Here is an 18,604-nt window from a genome sequence, read left to right as displayed (position 1 = left end):
ATACGACATGGATAAAATTGCATTTATTGGCCTTGGCAACATGGGCGCGCCTATGGCTAAGAACCTACTCACAGCGGGCTTGAACGTCGAAGTGTTTGATTTGAATCCAAACGCTGTGGCAGAACTTACCGCACTTGGTGCGTCGAGTGCAGATTCGGTAAAACAAGCCGTTCAAGGTGCGAGCGTGGTGGTCACCATGCTACCTGCTAGCCAACACGTTCAAAGTGTTTATCTTGGTAAAGACGGGATATTAGATAGCGTAGATTCTGGGACGCTGCTAATCGACTCTTCGACCATCGATCCAGCGACCGCTCGTTTGGTTGGCGAAAAGGCGCTGCAGCTTGGCATCAGCTTTGTTGATGCACCGGTATCTGGTGGCGTTGCGGGCGCAGCGGCAGGTACGTTGACTTTCATTGTTGGCGGCTCACAAGAGAACTTTGTTCAAGCCAAGGTGGTGCTTAACCACATGGGCAAAAACATCTTCCATGCGGGAGACGCCGGAGCCGGTCAGGTGGCGAAGATCTGCAATAACATGATGTTGGGCATTTTGATGAGCGGCACTTGTGAAGCACTCAATTTAGGCATGGAAAACGGACTCGATCCCAAAGTGCTGTCTGACATCATGCTGCAAAGTTCAGGCCGTAACTGGGCGCTAGAGCTTTACAACCCGTGCCCAGGTGTGATGGAAAACACGCCTGCAAGCAATGGTTATCAGGGCGGCTTTATGAGTCAGTTAATGGCGAAAGATCTCGGTCTTGCGATGGAAGCGGCGGTTGCCAGTCAAACATCAACACCAATGGGCAGCTTAGCTCGCAACCTGTTTAATTTTCACAACGGTCAGGGCAACGGACAAAAAGATTTTTCAAGCTTGTTTGAGTTCTACCAAAAGCAAAATCAGGCCTAAGGAGTGCTTATGGATCTAGCAAATAAGGTTATTGCGATCACGGGGGCCGGGCAGGGGCTTGGTAAACAAATGGCGCTGTCGCTAGCGGAAAGCGGTGTTCACCTTGCGCTTATCGACCTCAATTCAGATCAACTGGCTGAAACGAAAGCGGAGTGTGAATCTTTCGGCGTCACCACTCGTTTTTATGTAGCGAACGTGACGGAAGAACAAGAAGTGTGCGCTGCTTTTGAGCAAATTGAAGCGGATTTCAAACAGCTCAATGGCGTGATCAATAACGCAGGCATTATGCGCGATGGCATGTTCATCAAAGTTAAAGATGGTCAGGTTAACGCGATGTCGCTGGAACAATTTCGGTCTGTTATGGATGTGAATGTGACAGGCACTTTTCTTTGTGGCCGCGAAGCAAGCAAGGTAATGCTGAACACCGACAGTAAAGGCGTGTTGATCAACATATCGAGCGTCGCGCGTGCGGGGAATATTGGTCAAACTAACTATTCTGCATCCAAAGCGGCGGTAGCCACCATGGCGACGGTGTGGGCGAAAGAGTTAGGGCGTTTCGGAATTCGCTCAGTAGCGATTGCTCCGGGTGTCATCAAGACTGCCATGACGGACCAAATAAAACCTGAAGCGATGGAGCGTTTAGTTAAAATGATTCCTGTCGGACGCTTAGGTCTTGCTGATGAAATTTCTTCGACCATCAAATACGTGTTAACCAATGAGTTCGTGACTGGAAGAGTATTCGAAGTCGATGGCGGAATGCGAATGTAGCCCCTCCTCATATTAAAAAGGGGAGCGAGCTTGATTGTCCGCTTCCTTCCTCCTTTCTTATATTGTTTCTATCGATAATTTTTAATGGATGTTTTAGCAACGGCTGCTGTACCGATTACATTTACAACTCTTTTGTATTTTTGGTGTGAATAAGTGCTCTCGTGTTAATTTTTATGTAAATACATTAATTCACAATCAAGACAATTATTTGTCTCATTGATGAGATTTTGCTTCTTGGGGTATGAAAAACACTCTTATTGATTGTATTGTGACCGAAAACCATTTCGACATCTAAAGATGGTGATTTATTATTCAGCGCAAAATACATGGGAATATGAGGCTGGCTGAATAACCTTCAGCTACCTTAATAATAAAATAACCAGAATTCTCTATTACACTGAAGTAACTACCCATTAGGGAAGAGCAATAATGTCACTATTTCATTCGCTTAGGACGATGCCACTACTATTGGGGTGTCTGTGTCTTTCTATTCAGGCATCCGCAGAAAAGGTTGAACAAGAAGGTAAGTTTTTACAGTCGCTAGAAGGCATTGAAAATCAAATTTACGCATTACCTCAGAGCTCTTTAGCTTTGATTGAGGCGTTAGAAGAAGACTCTCTACTACAAAATCAACCAACAGAGCTACTGGTACGTTATTGGCTTGCAAAGTCCACGGTTCTAGAGCTACTTGGGCGCGCGGAAGAGAGCCAAAACGTCGCACAAAAAGGGTTGGAACTTGTGCGTCCACAAAGCCATGAGTATCTCTTATTTAAGTTGATTCAGATGCGAACTATGGTCGGAAAGAGCGATATCGATACCGCGCTTTCTTCGTTGGATAGTTTGTTGGAAACATCGCGTGAAAATGGCGATAAGCAGCTCGAGTCTGAGATCCTGTTGCTAAAAGGACGTTACTACGATGAGCAGGGCGAGTTTAAAAAATCCTATGCCGCAATTATGTCGTCAATGGATGCGGCTGAGTCCTCTGGCGTTCAAGGATTGGTCGAACGGGCGGCGCTAGAGCTTGGTGACGTACTGGTCAAAATTCAGGGCTATGACCGTTCAGAAGCATTGTTGGAACAAGCGTACCGTTATTTTAGGGATAGACGCATGTCGTTCAATGAGCTGCTGAGCGTCTTAACGATAGCAAAGCTTCATAAGGCACAGTTCCAATACGAAGAGGCGATTGTATCGTATCAGAGAGCGCTAAAGCTCGCGCAAATCATCGGTGACGGGCGCTTTAGGTTTCGAGTTAACCTCGAGCTTGCTGCGTTATACCGTGAGACGAACCAAGAAAGTAAGATGGTTCGCCACTTAAAGTTGGCGGAGAACTTACAATATAGAGAAACCTCTAGCGCCTACTTAGCTACATTTAAGCTGTTGCAAGCTGAATATATGCTAGAACAGAAGCAGTTTGAGACACTTCTAGCGATGATCGCGCCTATGTTGCCGGAAATTATCGAGAGCCGATATGTTAAGCAACAGCAAATGGAACTATTAAAAGTGGCAGCCATGGCCTACGCGGGAAGCAATGACTTTAAATTAGCGTATAAAACTTACGGCAACTATCACGATAAATTCATCCAATTTAGCAACCAAAGAGAAGTTGAAAATCTTGAGCGTCAACAGACGCTATTTGAGCTAGAAAGACTTGAATATGAGAACGAAGATCTCAACTGGAACAACGTGTTGCAGCGTATGGAGCTGGAAAATAACCGTCGTACCTTTTATCTATTGGGTGAAGCGTTACTAGCACTCATTGGTGTTCTCTTTTTGATGGCAGTGGTATTCCTTGTTGTGAATCGATCACGTTTAAGAATGCGCCGCCTAGCAAAGACAGATACGTTGACAGGGTTATTCAATCGCCGTTTTTTAGAAGATTGGTTTACTAAACCCGTAGAGACGAAACGTGAACGCAAAGAAAAGCCGACGCCTCAATCTAAGCAAGAAAAGGTGCAGCATTTTGTGTCTGAGCAAGTCGAGCAAGTTAAGTACGGCTACCTAGCTTTAAACAAATGGGTGGATAGCAAGCTCGATAAACAGAAAATGGTGCCAAAGAAGCCGCAGTCGGGGCCGGTAAGTTTAGCGCTAATCGATGTAGATTATTTTAAACAGGTAAATGATACCTATGGACATGTGTTCGGTGATGCCGTACTAACAGGCGTTGCCAAAGTGCTAGAAGAGACGGTGCGTGAAAATGACATTGTTGCACGCTTTGGTGGTGAGGAGTTTGTTGTTGTGATGCCCAATACCGATCATGAAGACTCTCTCATTACCGCTGAACGATTACGTAGCGCTTTATCCTTACATGGGTTCGTCACGGAACAAAATGAAGAAGTGAGAGTGACCTGTAGTTTTGGTGTTGTGACGACTGAAGATAGCGAGATGAATTTTAAATCACTCTGTGATCAGGCGGATAAATTACTTTATCAAGCTAAAGCGGATGGACGTAACTGCGTGAAAGGGCGCAAGCTGACCTAATAAAATCAAGAATGCAGGCTCATCAAACGGTGAGCCTGAACTCATCCTTCTTACTGATTACTTCAAAATCGCTTAAGAGTATCGAATTACATACTCATAGCGTTCAGCATTTTCTACTCGTTTTATCTCCCCCATTTTCAAAGTACTAATGTCACTTGTGTATACGAAGCTATAACACACGAGTATGTCTGTTTTTTATACAAACAAAGCCGATACAGGTGAAATGATTAGTGGTCGATGTAAAATTTTTCTGGTGTGGATTTTTGTGGCACGAAAAACAATTCTCTGAAAGGTGTGTTAAAAATTGATGCCTCAATAAGTTATTGGTTTGTTTGTGTTTTTATTTGGATTTTTAAACACATCTTTGACTTTTACGACAAGTTATCGCATAGAAATTTTGCGTACACCATCAACTTTCCTTCCTTTGTTAATAACCTTTTTCTTAAAAAATGATTTGAGTTCGAACTAATTTTCAGGCATTTTATATTTAACTAACCGTTCAATTAAAAATAACAAGGACGCAAAATGCCAAAGGTGGGGATGCCTGAAATCAGAAAACCACAGCTGGTGAAAGCGACAATGTCAGTGATTGATAGAGTCGGTTTACACGCTGCGAGTATTTCGTTGATCAGTAAAGAAGCAGGTGTATCAACGGGAATTATCAATCACTATTTTGGTGGTAAGCATGGGTTGTTGGAGGAAACGATGCGAGAGATCTTGCGTCAGCTTTCGTCCACTATCACACAGAAGTTACGTGAGCTGCCAAGCGATGCTCATCACCAAAGAATTAATGCCATCATTGACGGTAACTTTGTCGGCTATCAGGCAGAAAACCAAGTTGCGAAGACTTGGCTGGCGTTCTGGTCGTACTCAATGCATGACGAGCAGCTTAAGCGTTTGCAGCGTGTCAATGAACGACGTTTATTGTCCCACCTAAGAAAAGAACTCAAAGCATTATTAAATGCAGAGCAGGCCGAACTGGTTGCTCATGGTATTGCGTCACTTATCGATGGTATTTGGCTGCGCGGAACGCTCAACCCGCAAGGCATTGATGCAGAAAGAGCGAGAATCATCATCAACGACTATCTCGACAAACAACTTACGTTTTATTCTGAAAAAATATAAAAGTCACAGGTCTTCAAAATGGAAATGAAAGCACACTATATCAATGGTGCGATGTACAACGGGTGTTCAGATGAGCACTTCACCACTTACAATCCGGCGAATGGTGAGCCATTGGCCAACATTAAACAAGCGAACCAAGACGATCTCGAAGCGGCGATTGAGTCGGCAAAGAAAGGTTTTGCTGCATGGTCAGCAATGGCTGCGATCGAGCGTAGCCGTATTTTACACAAAGCCGTTGCCATTTTACGTGAGCGTAATGACGAGCTGGCGGTATTGGAAGTGGCAGATACTGGTAAGCCAATTCAAGAAGCTGTCGCGGTTGATATAACAACAGGTGCCGATGTTCTTGAGTACTATGCGGGTCTTGCTCCAAGCTTGCAAGGTGAGCAGCAGCCACTCAGCGAAGACCAGTTTTTCTACACACGTCGCGAGCCATTGGGCATTTGCGCAGGTATTGGCGCTTGGAATTATCCAATTCAAATTGCGATGTGGAAATCGGCGCCAGCACTGGCTGCGGGCAACGCTATGATCTTCAAACCATCAGAAGAAACACCATTAACAGCGCTTAAGCTAGCAGAAATTTATTCAGAAGCGGGCATGCCAGATGGCGTATTTAATGTCGTACAAGGGGATTACCGAGTAGGGCAGATGCTAACGGCGCATCCTGACATCGCAAAAGTATCGTTCACGGGCGAATCAGGCACCGGTAAAGTCGTCATGAGTGACAGCGCTAAGACACTAAAACAAGTAACGATGGAGCTGGGTGGTAAGTCTCCACTGATTATCTTTGATGATGCGAAGTTAAACGATGCCGTTTCTGCGGCCATGGTGGCGAACTTCTATACGCAAGGTGAAGTTTGTACGCACGGTACACGCGTGTTTGTTCATGAAGGTATTTATGATGACTTTATTACACAACTTAAAGCTCGAACTGAGTTGTTAGTTGTCGGCGATCCGCTTGATGAGAACACGCAAATTGGCGCGCTGATCTCTAAAGATCATGAATCGAAAGTACTAGGAGCGATTGAAGCCGCGAAAGCGAGTGGCGCGACGTTACTGACTGGTGGCTACAAAGTAACAGAGAATGGCTTAGCCAATGGTAACTTTGTTGCTCCAACCGTATTTGTCGATTGCGATGATGACATGAGCCACGTTCAGCAAGAAATCTTTGGTCCGGTAATGTCAGTGCTGAAATTCCGTGATGAGTCGGAAGTGGTTGCGCGTGCAAATGGCACCGATTATGGCTTGGCTGCAGGCGTATTTACTCAAAACCTATCTCGTGCTCACCGCGTGATTCATCAAATTCAAGCTGGTATTTGTTGGGTGAACACATGGGGTGACTCACCTGCGGAAATGCCAGTTGGTGGCTACAAACAATCAGGTGTTGGCCGTGAAAACGGTGTCGAAACCCTTAAACATTACACGCAAACGAAGAGTGTTCTGGTTCAGCTAAGCGACTTCGAAAGCCCTTACAAATGATACCAATCGTAGTAGATAACTGACCACTTTAGCTTGTTAAAATGCTCGATAACTGCGTTGTCAATTTTGATTGTAGGCTAACTACTTATCGAAAATTTCTGCCTTGTTCTCAAGCATTTTTCCTACGCTAATTTCGTTCACTTATCTACTGTGATTGGTATTAACTCCTAGGAGAATCAAATGCAACAACACTACGATTATATCATCGTCGGTGCGGGTTCGGCCGGCTGTGTGTTAGCGGATCGCTTAAGTGAAAGTGGTCAATATTCGGTCCTATTACTCGAAGCGGGTGGGTCGGATAAAAGTATTTTTATCCAAATGCCGACGGCGCTTTCTTACCCTATGAACACTGAAAAATACGCGTGGCAGTTTGAGACAGTTGAAGAGCAAGGATTGGATGGCCGTCAACTTCATTGTCCTCGCGGAAAAGTTCTGGGCGGTAGTTCGTCTATCAACGGCATGGTTTACGTTCGTGGACACGCTTGTGACTTTGACCAGTGGGAAGAGGAAGGCGCGAAAGGCTGGAATTATCAATCGTGTTTGCCTTATTTCCGTAAGGCAGAGTCTTGGATTGGTGGTGCTGATGAATACCGAGGCGATAACGGTCCAGTCGGCACATGTAACGGCAACGATATGAAGCTCAACCCGCTGTATCAAGCTTTTATTGATGCAGGCAAAGAAGCGGGCTACCCAGAAACAAAAGATTACAACGGTTATCAGCAAGAAGGCTTTGGCCCAATGCATATGACCGTTGACAAAGGCGTACGCGCTTCAACCTCCAATGCATACTTAAGCCGTGCTAAAAAACGCAAAAACTTCACCCTAATGAAGCGAGTGACGGTTCATCGCGTTTTACTAGAAGAAACAGGCGCAGAAGGCAAGAAAGCGGTTGGTGTTGAATTCGAAAAGTCAGGTTCAGTTCAGCAATGTTTTGCGAATCATGAAGTGATTTCGAGTGCTGGTTCGGTTGGCTCAGTTCAGCTGTTGCAGCTTTCAGGCATTGGCCCTAAAGAAGTATTAGAAAAAGCAGGCATTGAGGTGAAACATCCGTTGGAAGGGGTAGGTAAAAACCTGCAAGATCACTTAGAAGTGTACTTCCAATATCACTGTAAGCAACCTATCACGCTCAACAGCAAATTAGGTTTGGTGAGCAAGGGCTTGATTGGCACTGAGTGGATATTAACTCGCAAAGGCCTTGGGGCTACTAACCACTTTGAATCATGTGCGTTTATCCGTTCTCGTGAGGGACTAAAGTGGCCAAATATTCAATATCACTTTTTGCCAGCGGCAATGCGTTATGACGGACAAGCTGCTTTTGACGGTCATGGTTTCCAAGTGCATGTTGGACCTAACAAGCCCGAAAGTCGCGGCTCGGTCGAAGTTGTATCTGCGAATCCGAATGATAAGCCGAAGATTGAGTTTAACTACATTTCCACTGAACAAGATAAGCAGGATTGGCGTGATTGTATTCGCCTTACTCGCGAGATCCTCAATCAGCCAGCCATGGATGAGTTTCGTGGTGATGAGATCCAGCCGGGTCTGAATATCACAACGGATGAACAAATTGATGAATGGGTAAAGCAGAATGTCGAGAGTGCTTACCATCCATCTTGTACCTGCAAAATGGGCGCAGACAATGACCCATTAGCGGTTTTGAATGAGCGATGCCAAGTACGCGGTATTCAAGGCTTGCGTGTGGTGGACTCTTCTATTTTCCCAACCATTCCGAACGGTAATTTAAATGCGCCAACGATTATGGTGGCAGAACGCGCCGCGGACATGATTTTGGATAACGCCCTGGAAACGTCGAACAACGCACCAGTTTGGATTGCACCGAACTGGCAAGAGATGCAACGAATGCATCCGCCAAAAAGAGATCTCGATTCGATCTCATAAAAACGAAAAAAGTCAGTAATCATTACAAGGAATTCAATATGTCTAAGATGACAAAAATCTTCTCAACAATCGCACTAAGTACTTTAGCAACAGGCGCTTATGCCAACCAATGTGAAACGGTACGTTTTGCAGATGTAGGTTGGACCGACATTACGGCGACCACCGCCGTGACATCTGAGCTGCTAAAAGGGTTGGGGTACAAAACGAAGACCGATTTACTATCGGTACCTGTTACTTACTCTTCTATGGCCAATGGCGATATCGACATTTTCCTAGGTAACTGGATGCCAACGATGGAAGGTGACATCGCGAAATACCGTGATGCAGGTACCGTTGAAACCGTACGAGCGAACCTCGTCGGCGCAAAATACACACTCGCGGTTCCAAAATACGTTTATGACGCAGGCGTGACCAACTTCGCTGATCTAGTAAAACATGCCGACAAATTTAAAGACCGCATTTACGGCATTGAACCAGGTAACGATGGTAACCGCTTAATTCAGTCAATGATTGATAGCAACGCATTCGGCCTAAAAGACTTCAGCCTAGTTGAATCCAGTGAAGCTGGCATGGTGTCTCAAGTATCACGTGCTGCGCGCCGCAACCAATGGATTGTGTACCTAGGTTGGGCCCCGCACCCAATGAACAGCAACGTTGAAATGGAATACCTAGCGGGTGGTGACGACTTCTTCGGCCCTAACTACGGCGGCGCGAATGTGTACACAAACGTACGTAAAAACTACCTTGCTGAGTGTCCAAATGTAGGTCAGCTAGTGAAAAACCTAGAATTCAACCTAGAAATGGAAAACGAATTGATGGAAGCGATTCTCAACCAGAAGCAGAAACCGTCGAAAGCAGCGCAAGCATGGTTGAACGCAAACCAAGAACAAATTGAAGCGTGGCTAGAAGGCGTTAAGACGGTGGATGGTCAAGACGCAGTAACAGCAATTACAAACTATTTAAAAACTAACGCTTAATTAAGCAGTTTTTAAGCGCGTTTTTTTGAAAAAGAAAGTGGGCAGTCATGCCCGCTTCATTAACACAAAGGTTTTATTTTGAATTTTATTACGGACAACAAACTACCGTTGGGCCAATGGATGGAAACTGGCGTCGATTGGTTAACCATCAATGCATCGGGTTTCTTCGATGCAATCTCTATTACACTTGAAACGATCATTCTTTTCGTGGTGGACATTTTTAAATGGATGCCACCTGCAGCGCCAATCATTATGACGGCGGCAATTGCTTGGTTCTTACACCGCAGCATTCCGCTTGTTGTATTCATAGTGTTGGCCTTGCTCGCAATTCTCAACCTTGGTTACTGGCAAGAAATGCTGGAAACCTTTGTCCTTGTGTTTGCAGCGACAACGATTTCCGTATTAATTGGCGTGCCGTTGGGCATTATGGCGGCACACCGTCCTTGGTTATACACCTTGTTGCGACCAATCCTCGATTTGATGCAGACCGTACCGACATTCGTTTACCTAATTCCAACTTTGGTTCTGTTTGGCTTAGGTATTGTCCCTGGCCTAATCTCGACCATCATTTTCGCTATCGCTGCGCCAATTCGATTGACGTACCTCGGTATTATTAAAGTGCCGGAGGAGCTACTTGAAGCGGGCAAAGCATTTGGTGCAAGCCGCATGAAGCTGCTGTTTAAGGTAGAGTTACCTGCGGCATTACCAAGTATTATGGCCGGTGTTACGCAATGTATTATGTTGTCTCTCTCTATGGTGGTCATTGCGGCACTTGTTGGTGCTGATGGACTTGGTAAGCCAGTCGTACGTGCACTGAATACCGTAAACATCTCGCAAGGTTTTGAAGCGGGTTTAGCGATTGTACTCGTCGCCATCATTCTTGACCGCTTGTGTAAAGCACCAAACCAGAAGGAGGCTTAATCATGGACGCTATTACTATTCAAAATCTTGATGTGGTTTTTGGTCAGCAGCAGTCACAAGCGTTAGCACTACTAGACCAAGGCAAGTCTCGACAAGAAATCATCGACGAAACTGGCCAAGTGGTTGGGGTTGATAATGTTTCGCTGAACGTGAAACAGGGTGAGATCTGTGTTTTGATGGGGCTTTCAGGCTCGGGTAAATCAAGTTTGCTGCGAACAGTTAACGGGCTGAACGAAATTTCTCGTGGCTCTCTGAAAATTAAAGACGGCGACGACATGGTTGAGCTCTCTAACTGTGACGAACAGAAGTTGCGCCACCTTCGTACTCACCGCGTATCCATGGTGTTTCAGAAGTTTGCATTGATGCCATGGTTAACGGTATTAGATAACGTTGCGTTTGGTCTAGAAATGCAAGGCATTGGCAAAGCAGAGCGCCGTAAAAAAGCGCGTGAACAGCTCGAAATGGTCGGTTTGTCTGAGTGGGAAACGAAATTCCCGCACGAGCTCTCTGGTGGTATGCAGCAGCGTGTTGGCCTAGCGCGAGCGTTCGCGATGGACACAGATATCTTGTTAATGGATGAGCCGTTTTCAGCGCTTGACCCATTGATTCGTGCTCAGCTTCAAGATGAATTGATTCTGCTTCAAGAAAAGCTAAACAAAACCATTCTTTTTGTGAGTCACGACTTGGATGAAGCGCTTAAAATCGGTAACAACATCGCCATTATGGAATCAGGAAAGTTGATTCAACACGGCAAGCCAGAACAGATCATTCTTGCTCCAGAAAACGATTATGTGGCTGACTTTGTTGCCCACACTAATCCATTGAACGTACTTAAGGGACGCTCTTTGATGCGTGACGACTTAGTTCGTGAAGATGAGCGTGTTCTGATTTGCCCTGACAAAGGTATTTGGGTGACCCAAGAGAGCAAAGGCTTAAGCTTAGCGGATACAGATAAGTCGTTGGTTCAATGGAAGAGCGATTCTTCGAACCTTGATGAGGTAAACGAAAACTCTCTGGTTCAGGTTAGCCCGGAAATCAGTATGCGAGAAGCGATTGAGCTTAAGCAGCGCAGCAATCAGCCTCTGCTTATGGTGGAGGACAACCAGTTAGTTGGTGTGTTAAGTGACCACGAGCTTTACGATGCATTGCTTGGTAACTTTAAGTCCGAGCAAGTGGCATAAAGTTAGAATAGAGTTGAAGCCTAGCTAAAAAAGAGCCGCACATTAGTGCGGCTCTTTTGTTTTTAAACAATGAGTTAAGTAGTTAAGCTAAGGAAACGGTCGACTATAGAGTCGTAATTACATCATCCATCGCAAGGCGAGCTTTTGGTAGGCCATGATTATAATCTTCCCCGTCTTTGTGGTAGCCAATCGCCAGTGCAACTTCACAGACATGGCCTTCTAATTCTTCTTTGAATACTTCTCCAATCAGTGTTGGATCTACCCCTTCCATCGGCGTTGAGTCAATACCCAGACGAGCCAAGGTGTGTAGTAGATTGCCTAGCGCTAAATAGACTTGTGCTTTTGTCCAGTTTCCGTTAAAGCCATTTTCATCCGTATTTGCATCGGCAAAAGCGTAGGCGCCCATAAAGTTGTTGTACATTTCTGCCGGTAGGTGGCCAGACGTTACTTCGGCATCCACACGTTTCGCGAACTTCTCTTTGGTGAAGTTTGGATCGTACGCAAACAGAATCGTATGTGATGCGGCTTTCGCGTGTGGCTGGTTAAATTGGTGCATATTTGCAAATGTATCGTGGAAACGTTGCTTGGCCTTATCACTTTCAATCACGATGAATTTCCACGGTTGCGAGTTAATCGAAGACGCTGAAAGGCGGAGTGCTTCTTTGATGATTGCCATGTCTTCTTGAGAAACGCGTTTGGTTTCGTCGTATTTTTTAGCAGTGTAGCGGCTGTTTAGATCAGTAATGATTTGATGAGACACGTTTGTATCCTTTTTATTTTTGTGACAAATGAGGATGCGCTTAGCATCGACAACCATGCGTACCTCGAATATGGATTCATAATACGGGATATTTTTTCATTGATAAGAGGGCATTTATTTGAATCACTTTTTACTTTTTATTGAAAATTGGCGTGCTTCATAGGGTTGGGCATCATCATTTAGATGCTTTTGATGATTATTAAATTACACTCATATTAAGAGAGTGATGGAGAGCAACATGAACGTGATTCAAGTTTTCAACGATAGTTATGAACGTTGTATCGCGAACCAAGGCTTTTTCGACTTGTTTTACAAGAATTTATGGTCAAAAAGTACAAGCTTCAGACAAAAGTTTGATGGTGTCGACATGCACCAACAGGTGCGAATGCTTAGAGGATCTATCGTGTTTTTTATGATGGCCGATACCTCTAACGAGGCGCACAAGATGGTGGAGAAATATGGTAGGAAGCATGCGAGTTCTGATATTGGCATTGAACCACAGGATATTGATGTTTGGTTTGAAAGCCTTATCGAAACGGTTCAAGAGTGTGATTTTGAATACGACGATGATGTCGAAACAGCGTGGAGAGCTTGTTTTAACACAGGTTTGTCGGTAATGAAGCGGGAGTGCTCCAAACACTAAAAGAGAAACTAAATGCTCTTCGAAAACAAGCAAGTTAAAGCAAGGAAGTAACGTGTAAACAGCTTACTTCCTTGAGTATGGCTTTTATTTGTCTTGTGTCTCTTTATTCATTTTTACCGCTTCGGCGATATCACTGACTGCTTCGACAAGGTTGATCGGCATAGGGAAGATAATAGTCGATGTTTTGTCTGTCGTGATTTCCGTGAGTGTCTGCATGTAACGCAATTGCAGCGCATTCGGCGCTTCGTTGAGCATTTGAGCTGCCTCTTTTAATTTATTAGAAGCTTCTAACTCACCGGTAGCGTGAATGATTTTCGCACGACGGTTACGTTCTGCCTCAGCCTGACGCGCTAGCGCTCTGACCATGCTGTCATTTAAATCAACATGTTTGACTTCAACCGTGGCAATCTTGATGCCCCAGTCATCAGTCTGTTGATCGAGGATGGATTGTAAATCCTTATTGAGACGCTCGCGCTCTGAAAGTAATTCATCCAGTTCATGCTGGCCTAATACTGATCGCAGCGTGGTTTGCGCTAACTGGCTGGTGGCATCGCTGTAACTTTCAATGTTGTTAATTGCCATTTGAGGATCGACTACGCGAAAATAAACAACCGCATTGACGCGCACAGACACGTTATCTTTGGTTATCAAGTCTTGTGTCGGCACATCCAAAACGACAGTACGTAAATCCACCCGTACCATTTGTTGGATGAATGGGATAAGAATGATTAAGCCAGGGCCTTTTACTTCTTGAAAGCGACCAAGAAAGAATACAACCCCACGTTCATACTCTCTCAAAACCTTAAACATTTGGGTCGCAAGTGCGAACAACAGCACCACGATCACCGCAACAGTATAGAGCATCATAAAGCGCCTCCTATTTATTTTGGCGGTCATCAGGCATCACGGTTAAGGTCAGCCCTTTCACATTCACAATGGTGACATGATCACCTTGTTTGAGTTGTTGATGGTCTTTGGTTTTGGCTCTCCATAGCGCACCGTCAAGTTGAACGCGCCCTTCGCCATCGATAAAGTCATCGCTCACGACAGCGATTTTCCCAGGATAAGTTTCTAAACCTGTTGTCACACGTCGTCGGCGTATTTTGAGCAGCAGGCCGACCGTCAACACGATCAGCGCGACAGAAAAGATAGAAATACCGAAAATTAAAGGAAGGGCGATCTGAAACCCTGGCAACTCACTGTCCATGAGGAAGATGGAACCGAGCACAAAGGCGACAACGCCACCTAAGCCCAAAATGCCAAAGCTCGGACTGAATGCTTCTGCGATCATCAGTGCAATTCCGAGTAACAGCAGACCAAGCCCAGCGTAGTTCACAGGCATCATTTGTAATGCGTACATGGCGAGGAGCAAACAAATACCACCCAACACGCCGGGTAAGCCAATGCCTGGGTTGTAAAACTCAAGAAGCAAACCGTAGATACCAATGAGCATCAGGATGTAGGCGACGTTTGGGTTTGTGATAACGGCTAGCATTTCTGCTCGCCAATCGGGTGTTCTTTCAATCCATACGGGATTTTCCAGTGACAATGTCACATCGTGATTATTAACTTTAACAGTTTGTCCATCAATGGCTTTGACTAAATCCTCTGGTGAGTTGGCTATATAATCAATAACGTTTAATTCCAATGCCTCAGTGGCGTCCAAACTCGCTGCTTCGCTCACTGCTTTCTCTGCCCACTCTGCATTTCGGCCATGAAGCTTTGCTAAGCCTTTAATATAGGCTCTAGCATCATTAATCACCTTTTTCTCCATTGCGGTTTTCGCGGGAACTTTCTCTGAACCTTCGTTGGTTCCTTCTGACGTTTCTTCCGCGTTTTGGTCTTTGCCATCATCCGATGAAGGGGGCTGAGGGGCACCACCTAACGCGACGGGCGTTGCCGCGCCAAGGTTGGTGGCTTCAGCCATTGCGGCAACGTGGCTGGCGAGTAAAATGTATGTCCCTGCGCTAGCCGCTCTAGATCCTGATGGGCCAACCCAAGTCGCAACTGGAGTGGAGGAGGTGGTAATCGCGTGAATAATATCTCTCATTGCGCTGTCTAAGCCGCCAGGAGTGTCCATCTCTAAGATCACTAAACTGACACCGTTGAGTTGCGCTTCTTCTATCTCACGAGACAAATAGTCGCTGGTAGCAGGACCTATAGCGCCTTTGACGGGAACAATCCAGACAGTATTGGCCAGTGCTTGACTAGCAAACAATAGTAAAGGTAAGACCCATATCCATAGTCGTTTCATGCAGTCCTCCTTGTGCGGTCACAGGGACTTTTTGAAAACCTAATTCAAGTATATACGCAGTAATACTAGTGCAAATAAGTAATTGATCACTCGAATTAGTCATATCAGCATTTATCATGGCACATCTGAGGCTACGGGCCTTAATATGAATATCGGTAGTCACTAATCGTGGGGCGTCTGGTGTGAAAAGGTTCAACAAAAAGGCAAAGTGACGGTAATCACTTTGCCTTCCTAATGTGTCTTAGAGGAGAGAGACTAACTGTTTACGTGGCGAGAAAATTGAACGAGTGCTTGCTCGGCAGGCATCGGTTTGTGGAAGTAAAACCCTTGCAACTCATCAATATTCCAAACTTTAAGCTTGCGTACTTGGCTCGCGGTTTCAACACCTTCGGCGACAATAGTTAAGCCTAACTCTTGAGACATGTTGGCAATGTTTCTTACCAGTGTTTTCGCTCTGTCATTGGTTTCAATCTCGTCGATATAAGATTTATCCAGCTTCACAATATCCAATGGGAAATTACATACGCTACTGAATGATGCGTATCCAGTACCAAAATCATCCAAAGCGAGTCCAACACCAAGTCGCTTGATGTCTTGAATGCTTTGGATTGATTCTATTTCTCCGCCCATCAACATACTTTCGGTAATTTCAAGCACAAGCTGGCCCGCAGAGAGGTTGTATTGAGCCATCACTTTTTTTAGGTAGGGCATCAGTCCTGAATGATAAAAGTGCTGCGCGCTTAAGTTCACATGCACGCTTAACATCGACAGACCTTGCACATGACGAACTCCGTTGAGCCGACTGATAAATTCGCACGATTGTTTGAGAATGGACTCTCCCAATTCGACGATAAGTTTTCCTTGTTCTGCCATCGGAATAAATACTTCTGGTGAAATCATCCCTAATGTTGGATGTTGCCAACGAGCAAGTGCTTCGAAGCTAATAACTTCAGTGGTTTTAGCATCCACGATAGGCTGGAAAAAAGGTTTAATCGCATCTTGTCTAATGGCATTTTCTAAATCGCGATTGATCACCATAGACGTTTCCGCCTGCTCTGATAGTTCTTCATCAATGACTAATACTTCGTGAGAGTGACGACCCTTAGCGGATTGCGATGAGAAACGTGCTGCAAGCAGTAAATGCTCGACAGACTGGTGAGTAATGTTTAGGTCCATCATCACCGCTTTACTGTCTAATGACATCATGATCCCGGAGAGCTGGACCTTATGTGACAAATGATTCAGTAATCGATTGGTAGCATCTATCGCTTTTTGGTGGTGCTCGATATCTGGAATCAAAATTATAAATTCATGCTCACTAATTCGGCCTATTTGGAATGCACCTAATTGCTCGCGTATTGCGGATGCGATGTATTGAATCACTTCATCAAAAATGAGGTGACCGTATACCCCTGCAATTTGCTTGAGAGTCTTACTGTTAATGTACACAAACGAAAAATGGTTTGGCCGTGTCTCTACGAGCTCGTGCAGTGCATTGAGAATGACAGGACGATTACAGAAACCGGATACCGGATCAAAGTCGGTGAGCTTTTGGATCATTTCTGCTTGCTGTTTTGTCTCTCTCATATCCTGAAGCAACAACATCAGCGCACTTTGACCATGATGTTGAATGAGCGTGGCTTCTATCAAACAGTCGATTTCTTCTGTATTGCTATCGAGCACCTGCGCTTCGAATTGTGTTTTACCGTTTTTCAGCTCTCTGAACATTGCGTCAACTCGACATTCATCGTCCTCCGATGGGCACAAGGTGTCTAGAGGACGATCTATCAATTGCGATTTGCTGTAGCTCAACAGATCTAACGCTCGTTGGTTTACATCGACAATTTTACGATCGATAACAATTAGCATGCCTAGTGAGGAGCTATGGTACAGAGCACCAAACTTTTCCATCGAGTCTTTCAATTGCAGTTGGGTTAACGATGTATTTTCAGAGAGCTTTTGTACCAGTTTTGTCGCTAACTCTAATTCGTCTACTTTTACAGAATGCAAGCCTTCAAGTTGGTATTGAGAGGCGATTTCGCTTATTCCTTCAGCAAAATGATTAAAGCGAGTGGCGACCTTATTTTTAAACGTGATGTAGGTGCCGGCAGCGATGATTGATGCTACAACGCCAACTGTTGCAAACAGATACATGAATAGCGTATTACCTTTCGCATAATGCTCTCGCTGTGTTTTCGTTTTTAGCCATGCGATCGGTTCACCAGATAAATCAGAGAGTGAGGCCCATTTTGTTATTGACCGCGAGGTCTTCTCTATATCCCGCATCTGATTACTGTCTGATTCACTTACCATCTGTGTCTCTAATGAGTTTTCCGCAGTTAAAATGGATTTAAAGTCTCCAGGAAAGCGCAAAGATAGGTTTCTTCCCCAAAGCATCCATCCGTTAGAAGGGCGGTCGCCTTCACTGTTTCTAACTGGGCTGAGGCTAAGACCCCAAATAGTATCGTTGATTTTAAACAACCCTGAGATGCTCTCTCTATGGATATCAAGCTTGTGATTCATGGACTTGATGTAATCTTGAAGAGTAGGTTGATTCGCCATTTTAGCGGTGAGTTCTGAAGAAGTGTCGGGGTTATCCTCACGAGTCAAGGAGAGCAGTGTTTGTCCATTAGTCGTGATAAACGCCATCATATCGAGGTTTAACGCATCAATGCTCTCTGTGTAAAGGTTTCGCTCGGTATATTTCGCAATATCACGATCAACAAACAGATCGTATGTTTCGTCCCAGTACGCCCAATCGTATGAGGCGCTTTCTTGCTGGCTCACCATCATGTCGATGACAGCGAGTGCTTGCTGATTCGCATGGTTAATTTCCATGTCTTCGAGCTCATCTAAGCTATACAGGAAAAAATAACGGCTAATAAAAAGGAAGCTGATGACCATGCCCAGCAGTCCTAATGAAAAGTATAAGGCGGTTTTATAGCGAAGATTCAAGTTAAACAAGCGAAGTGTTTTCATTAAAAAATAGTTATAGATGTTAATTCACTGAAAGTGTACGACATGTTCTAACAGAGATTGTTGATATAGATTCAAATTATAGAGATAAAATGAAGGATTTGCTGAGCTGATATGGTAAGTGAAACGTTTGCTCTAATTACTAGATTTTCGTGTTTGCAATTAAAATGCTCAATAACGTACCGCGCATTCAAATTACGGTTTAATCGTTCAGCTAGTAAAGGTGTAAATCTTTTTATAAA

At 44.7% G+C, this 18,604-nt stretch carries 14 protein-coding genes; 10 read left to right on the top strand and 4 right to left on the bottom strand.

The window, feature by feature from the left end:
• Positions 1-7 precede the first annotated feature (7 nt).
• The 9 genes from mmsB (at position 8) to choV (ending at position 11,729) form a co-directional block, all read left to right on the top strand.
• Positions 8-904 (top strand): 3-hydroxyisobutyrate dehydrogenase, encoded by an 897-nt coding sequence (mmsB, locus tag J8Z23_RS18415; protein ID WP_330942908.1) that lies wholly within the window; start codon positions 8-10, stop codon positions 902-904.
• 9 nt (positions 905-913) lie between these two features.
• Complete coding sequence (locus J8Z23_RS18410; RefSeq protein WP_085344422.1) at positions 914-1,672, top strand: SDR family oxidoreductase; 759 nt, start codon at positions 914-916, stop codon at positions 1,670-1,672.
• A gap of 456 nt (positions 1,673-2,128) precedes the next feature.
• Positions 2,129-4,150, top strand: coding sequence for a diguanylate cyclase (locus J8Z23_RS18405; protein ID WP_046875963.1), 2,022 nt, complete (start codon positions 2,129-2,131; stop codon positions 4,148-4,150).
• Positions 4,151-4,675: 525 nt separating this feature from the next.
• Positions 4,676-5,275: a transcriptional regulator BetI gene (betI, locus tag J8Z23_RS18400; RefSeq protein WP_005392557.1), complete on the top strand. Its 600-nt coding sequence runs from the start codon at positions 4,676-4,678 to the stop codon at positions 5,273-5,275.
• A gap of 18 nt (positions 5,276-5,293) precedes the next feature.
• Positions 5,294-6,754, top strand: coding sequence for a betaine-aldehyde dehydrogenase (gene betB / locus J8Z23_RS18395; protein WP_434635698.1), 1,461 nt, complete (start codon positions 5,294-5,296; stop codon positions 6,752-6,754).
• 180 nt (positions 6,755-6,934) lie between these two features.
• A complete protein-coding gene (betA, locus tag J8Z23_RS18390) occupies positions 6,935-8,650 on the top strand; it encodes a choline dehydrogenase (protein WP_048624935.1) in 1,716 nt (571 codons plus the stop codon).
• A gap of 38 nt (positions 8,651-8,688) precedes the next feature.
• On the top strand, positions 8,689-9,627 hold the full coding sequence (locus tag J8Z23_RS18385) for a choline ABC transporter substrate-binding protein (protein WP_005392553.1): 939 nt from the start codon (positions 8,689-8,691) through the stop codon (positions 9,625-9,627).
• A gap of 78 nt (positions 9,628-9,705) precedes the next feature.
• Complete coding sequence (gene choW / locus J8Z23_RS18380; protein WP_005392552.1) at positions 9,706-10,548, top strand: choline ABC transporter permease subunit; 843 nt, start codon at positions 9,706-9,708, stop codon at positions 10,546-10,548.
• A 2-nt stretch (positions 10,549-10,550) separates the two neighbouring features.
• Complete coding sequence (gene choV, locus J8Z23_RS18375) at positions 10,551-11,729, top strand: choline ABC transporter ATP-binding protein (protein ID WP_256965093.1); 1,179 nt, start codon at positions 10,551-10,553, stop codon at positions 11,727-11,729.
• Between the two features lie 103 nt (positions 11,730-11,832).
• Here choV and J8Z23_RS18370 read toward each other — a convergent pair whose 3' ends face one another.
• Positions 11,833-12,489 (bottom strand): NAD(P)H-dependent oxidoreductase, encoded by a 657-nt coding sequence (locus J8Z23_RS18370; RefSeq protein ID WP_395211152.1) that lies wholly within the window; start codon positions 12,487-12,489, stop codon positions 11,833-11,835.
• A 238-nt stretch (positions 12,490-12,727) separates the two neighbouring features.
• Between J8Z23_RS18370 and J8Z23_RS18365 the strand changes: the two genes are divergently transcribed.
• Positions 12,728-13,132, top strand: a complete 405-nt coding sequence (locus J8Z23_RS18365; protein WP_434635695.1) for a globin — start codon at positions 12,728-12,730, stop codon at positions 13,130-13,132.
• An 84-nt stretch (positions 13,133-13,216) separates the two neighbouring features.
• Here J8Z23_RS18365 and J8Z23_RS18360 read toward each other — a convergent pair whose 3' ends face one another.
• From J8Z23_RS18360 to J8Z23_RS18350, 3 genes are all read right to left on the bottom strand, one after another.
• Positions 13,217-13,999: a slipin family protein gene (locus J8Z23_RS18360; protein WP_395211153.1), complete on the bottom strand. Its 783-nt coding sequence runs from the start codon at positions 13,997-13,999 to the stop codon at positions 13,217-13,219.
• Positions 14,000-14,009: 10 nt separating this feature from the next.
• Complete coding sequence (locus tag J8Z23_RS18355; protein WP_395211154.1) at positions 14,010-15,386, bottom strand: NfeD family protein; 1,377 nt, start codon at positions 15,384-15,386, stop codon at positions 14,010-14,012.
• A gap of 255 nt (positions 15,387-15,641) precedes the next feature.
• Positions 15,642-18,290 (bottom strand): EAL domain-containing protein, encoded by a 2,649-nt coding sequence (locus tag J8Z23_RS18350; RefSeq protein ID WP_395221493.1) that lies wholly within the window; start codon positions 18,288-18,290, stop codon positions 15,642-15,644.
• Positions 18,291-18,604: the final 314 nt, after the last annotated feature.

The sequence above is a fragment of the Vibrio sp. SCSIO 43086 genome, assembly GCF_051132235.1.
GTDB lineage: Bacteria > Pseudomonadota > Gammaproteobacteria > Enterobacterales > Vibrionaceae > Vibrio > Vibrio diabolicus.
Note: the sequence above shows the minus strand (reverse complement) of the source record. Positions and strands in the feature narration are given on the sequence as shown.

What these genes read in the sequence shown, in the direction of transcription:
- mmsB (WP_330942908.1), top strand. Translation starts at nt 8, where the DNA reads ATGGATAAAATTGCATTTATTGGCCTTGGCAACATGGGCGCGCCTATG.
- J8Z23_RS18410 (WP_085344422.1), top strand. Translation starts at nt 914, where the DNA reads ATGGATCTAGCAAATAAGGTTATTGCGATCACGGGGGCCGGGCAGGGG.
- J8Z23_RS18405 (WP_046875963.1), top strand. Translation starts at nt 2,129, where the DNA reads ATGCCACTACTATTGGGGTGTCTGTGTCTTTCTATTCAGGCATCCGCA.
- betI (WP_005392557.1), top strand. Translation starts at nt 4,676, where the DNA reads ATGCCAAAGGTGGGGATGCCTGAAATCAGAAAACCACAGCTGGTGAAA.
- betB (WP_434635698.1), top strand. Translation starts at nt 5,294, where the DNA reads ATGGAAATGAAAGCACACTATATCAATGGTGCGATGTACAACGGGTGT.
- betA (WP_048624935.1), top strand. Translation starts at nt 6,935, where the DNA reads ATGCAACAACACTACGATTATATCATCGTCGGTGCGGGTTCGGCCGGC.
- J8Z23_RS18385 (WP_005392553.1), top strand. Translation starts at nt 8,689, where the DNA reads ATGTCTAAGATGACAAAAATCTTCTCAACAATCGCACTAAGTACTTTA.
- choV (WP_256965093.1), top strand. Translation starts at nt 10,551, where the DNA reads ATGGACGCTATTACTATTCAAAATCTTGATGTGGTTTTTGGTCAGCAG.
- J8Z23_RS18365 (WP_434635695.1), top strand. Translation starts at nt 12,728, where the DNA reads ATGAACGTGATTCAAGTTTTCAACGATAGTTATGAACGTTGTATCGCG.
- J8Z23_RS18360 (WP_395211153.1), bottom strand. Translation starts at nt 13,999, where the DNA reads ATGATGCTCTATACTGTTGCGGTGATCGTGGTGCTGTTGTTCGCACTT.
- J8Z23_RS18355 (WP_395211154.1), bottom strand. Translation starts at nt 15,386, where the DNA reads ATGAAACGACTATGGATATGGGTCTTACCTTTACTATTGTTTGCTAGT.
- J8Z23_RS18350 (WP_395221493.1), bottom strand. Translation starts at nt 18,290, where the DNA reads ATGGTCATCAGCTTCCTTTTTATTAGCCGTTATTTTTTCCTGTATAGC.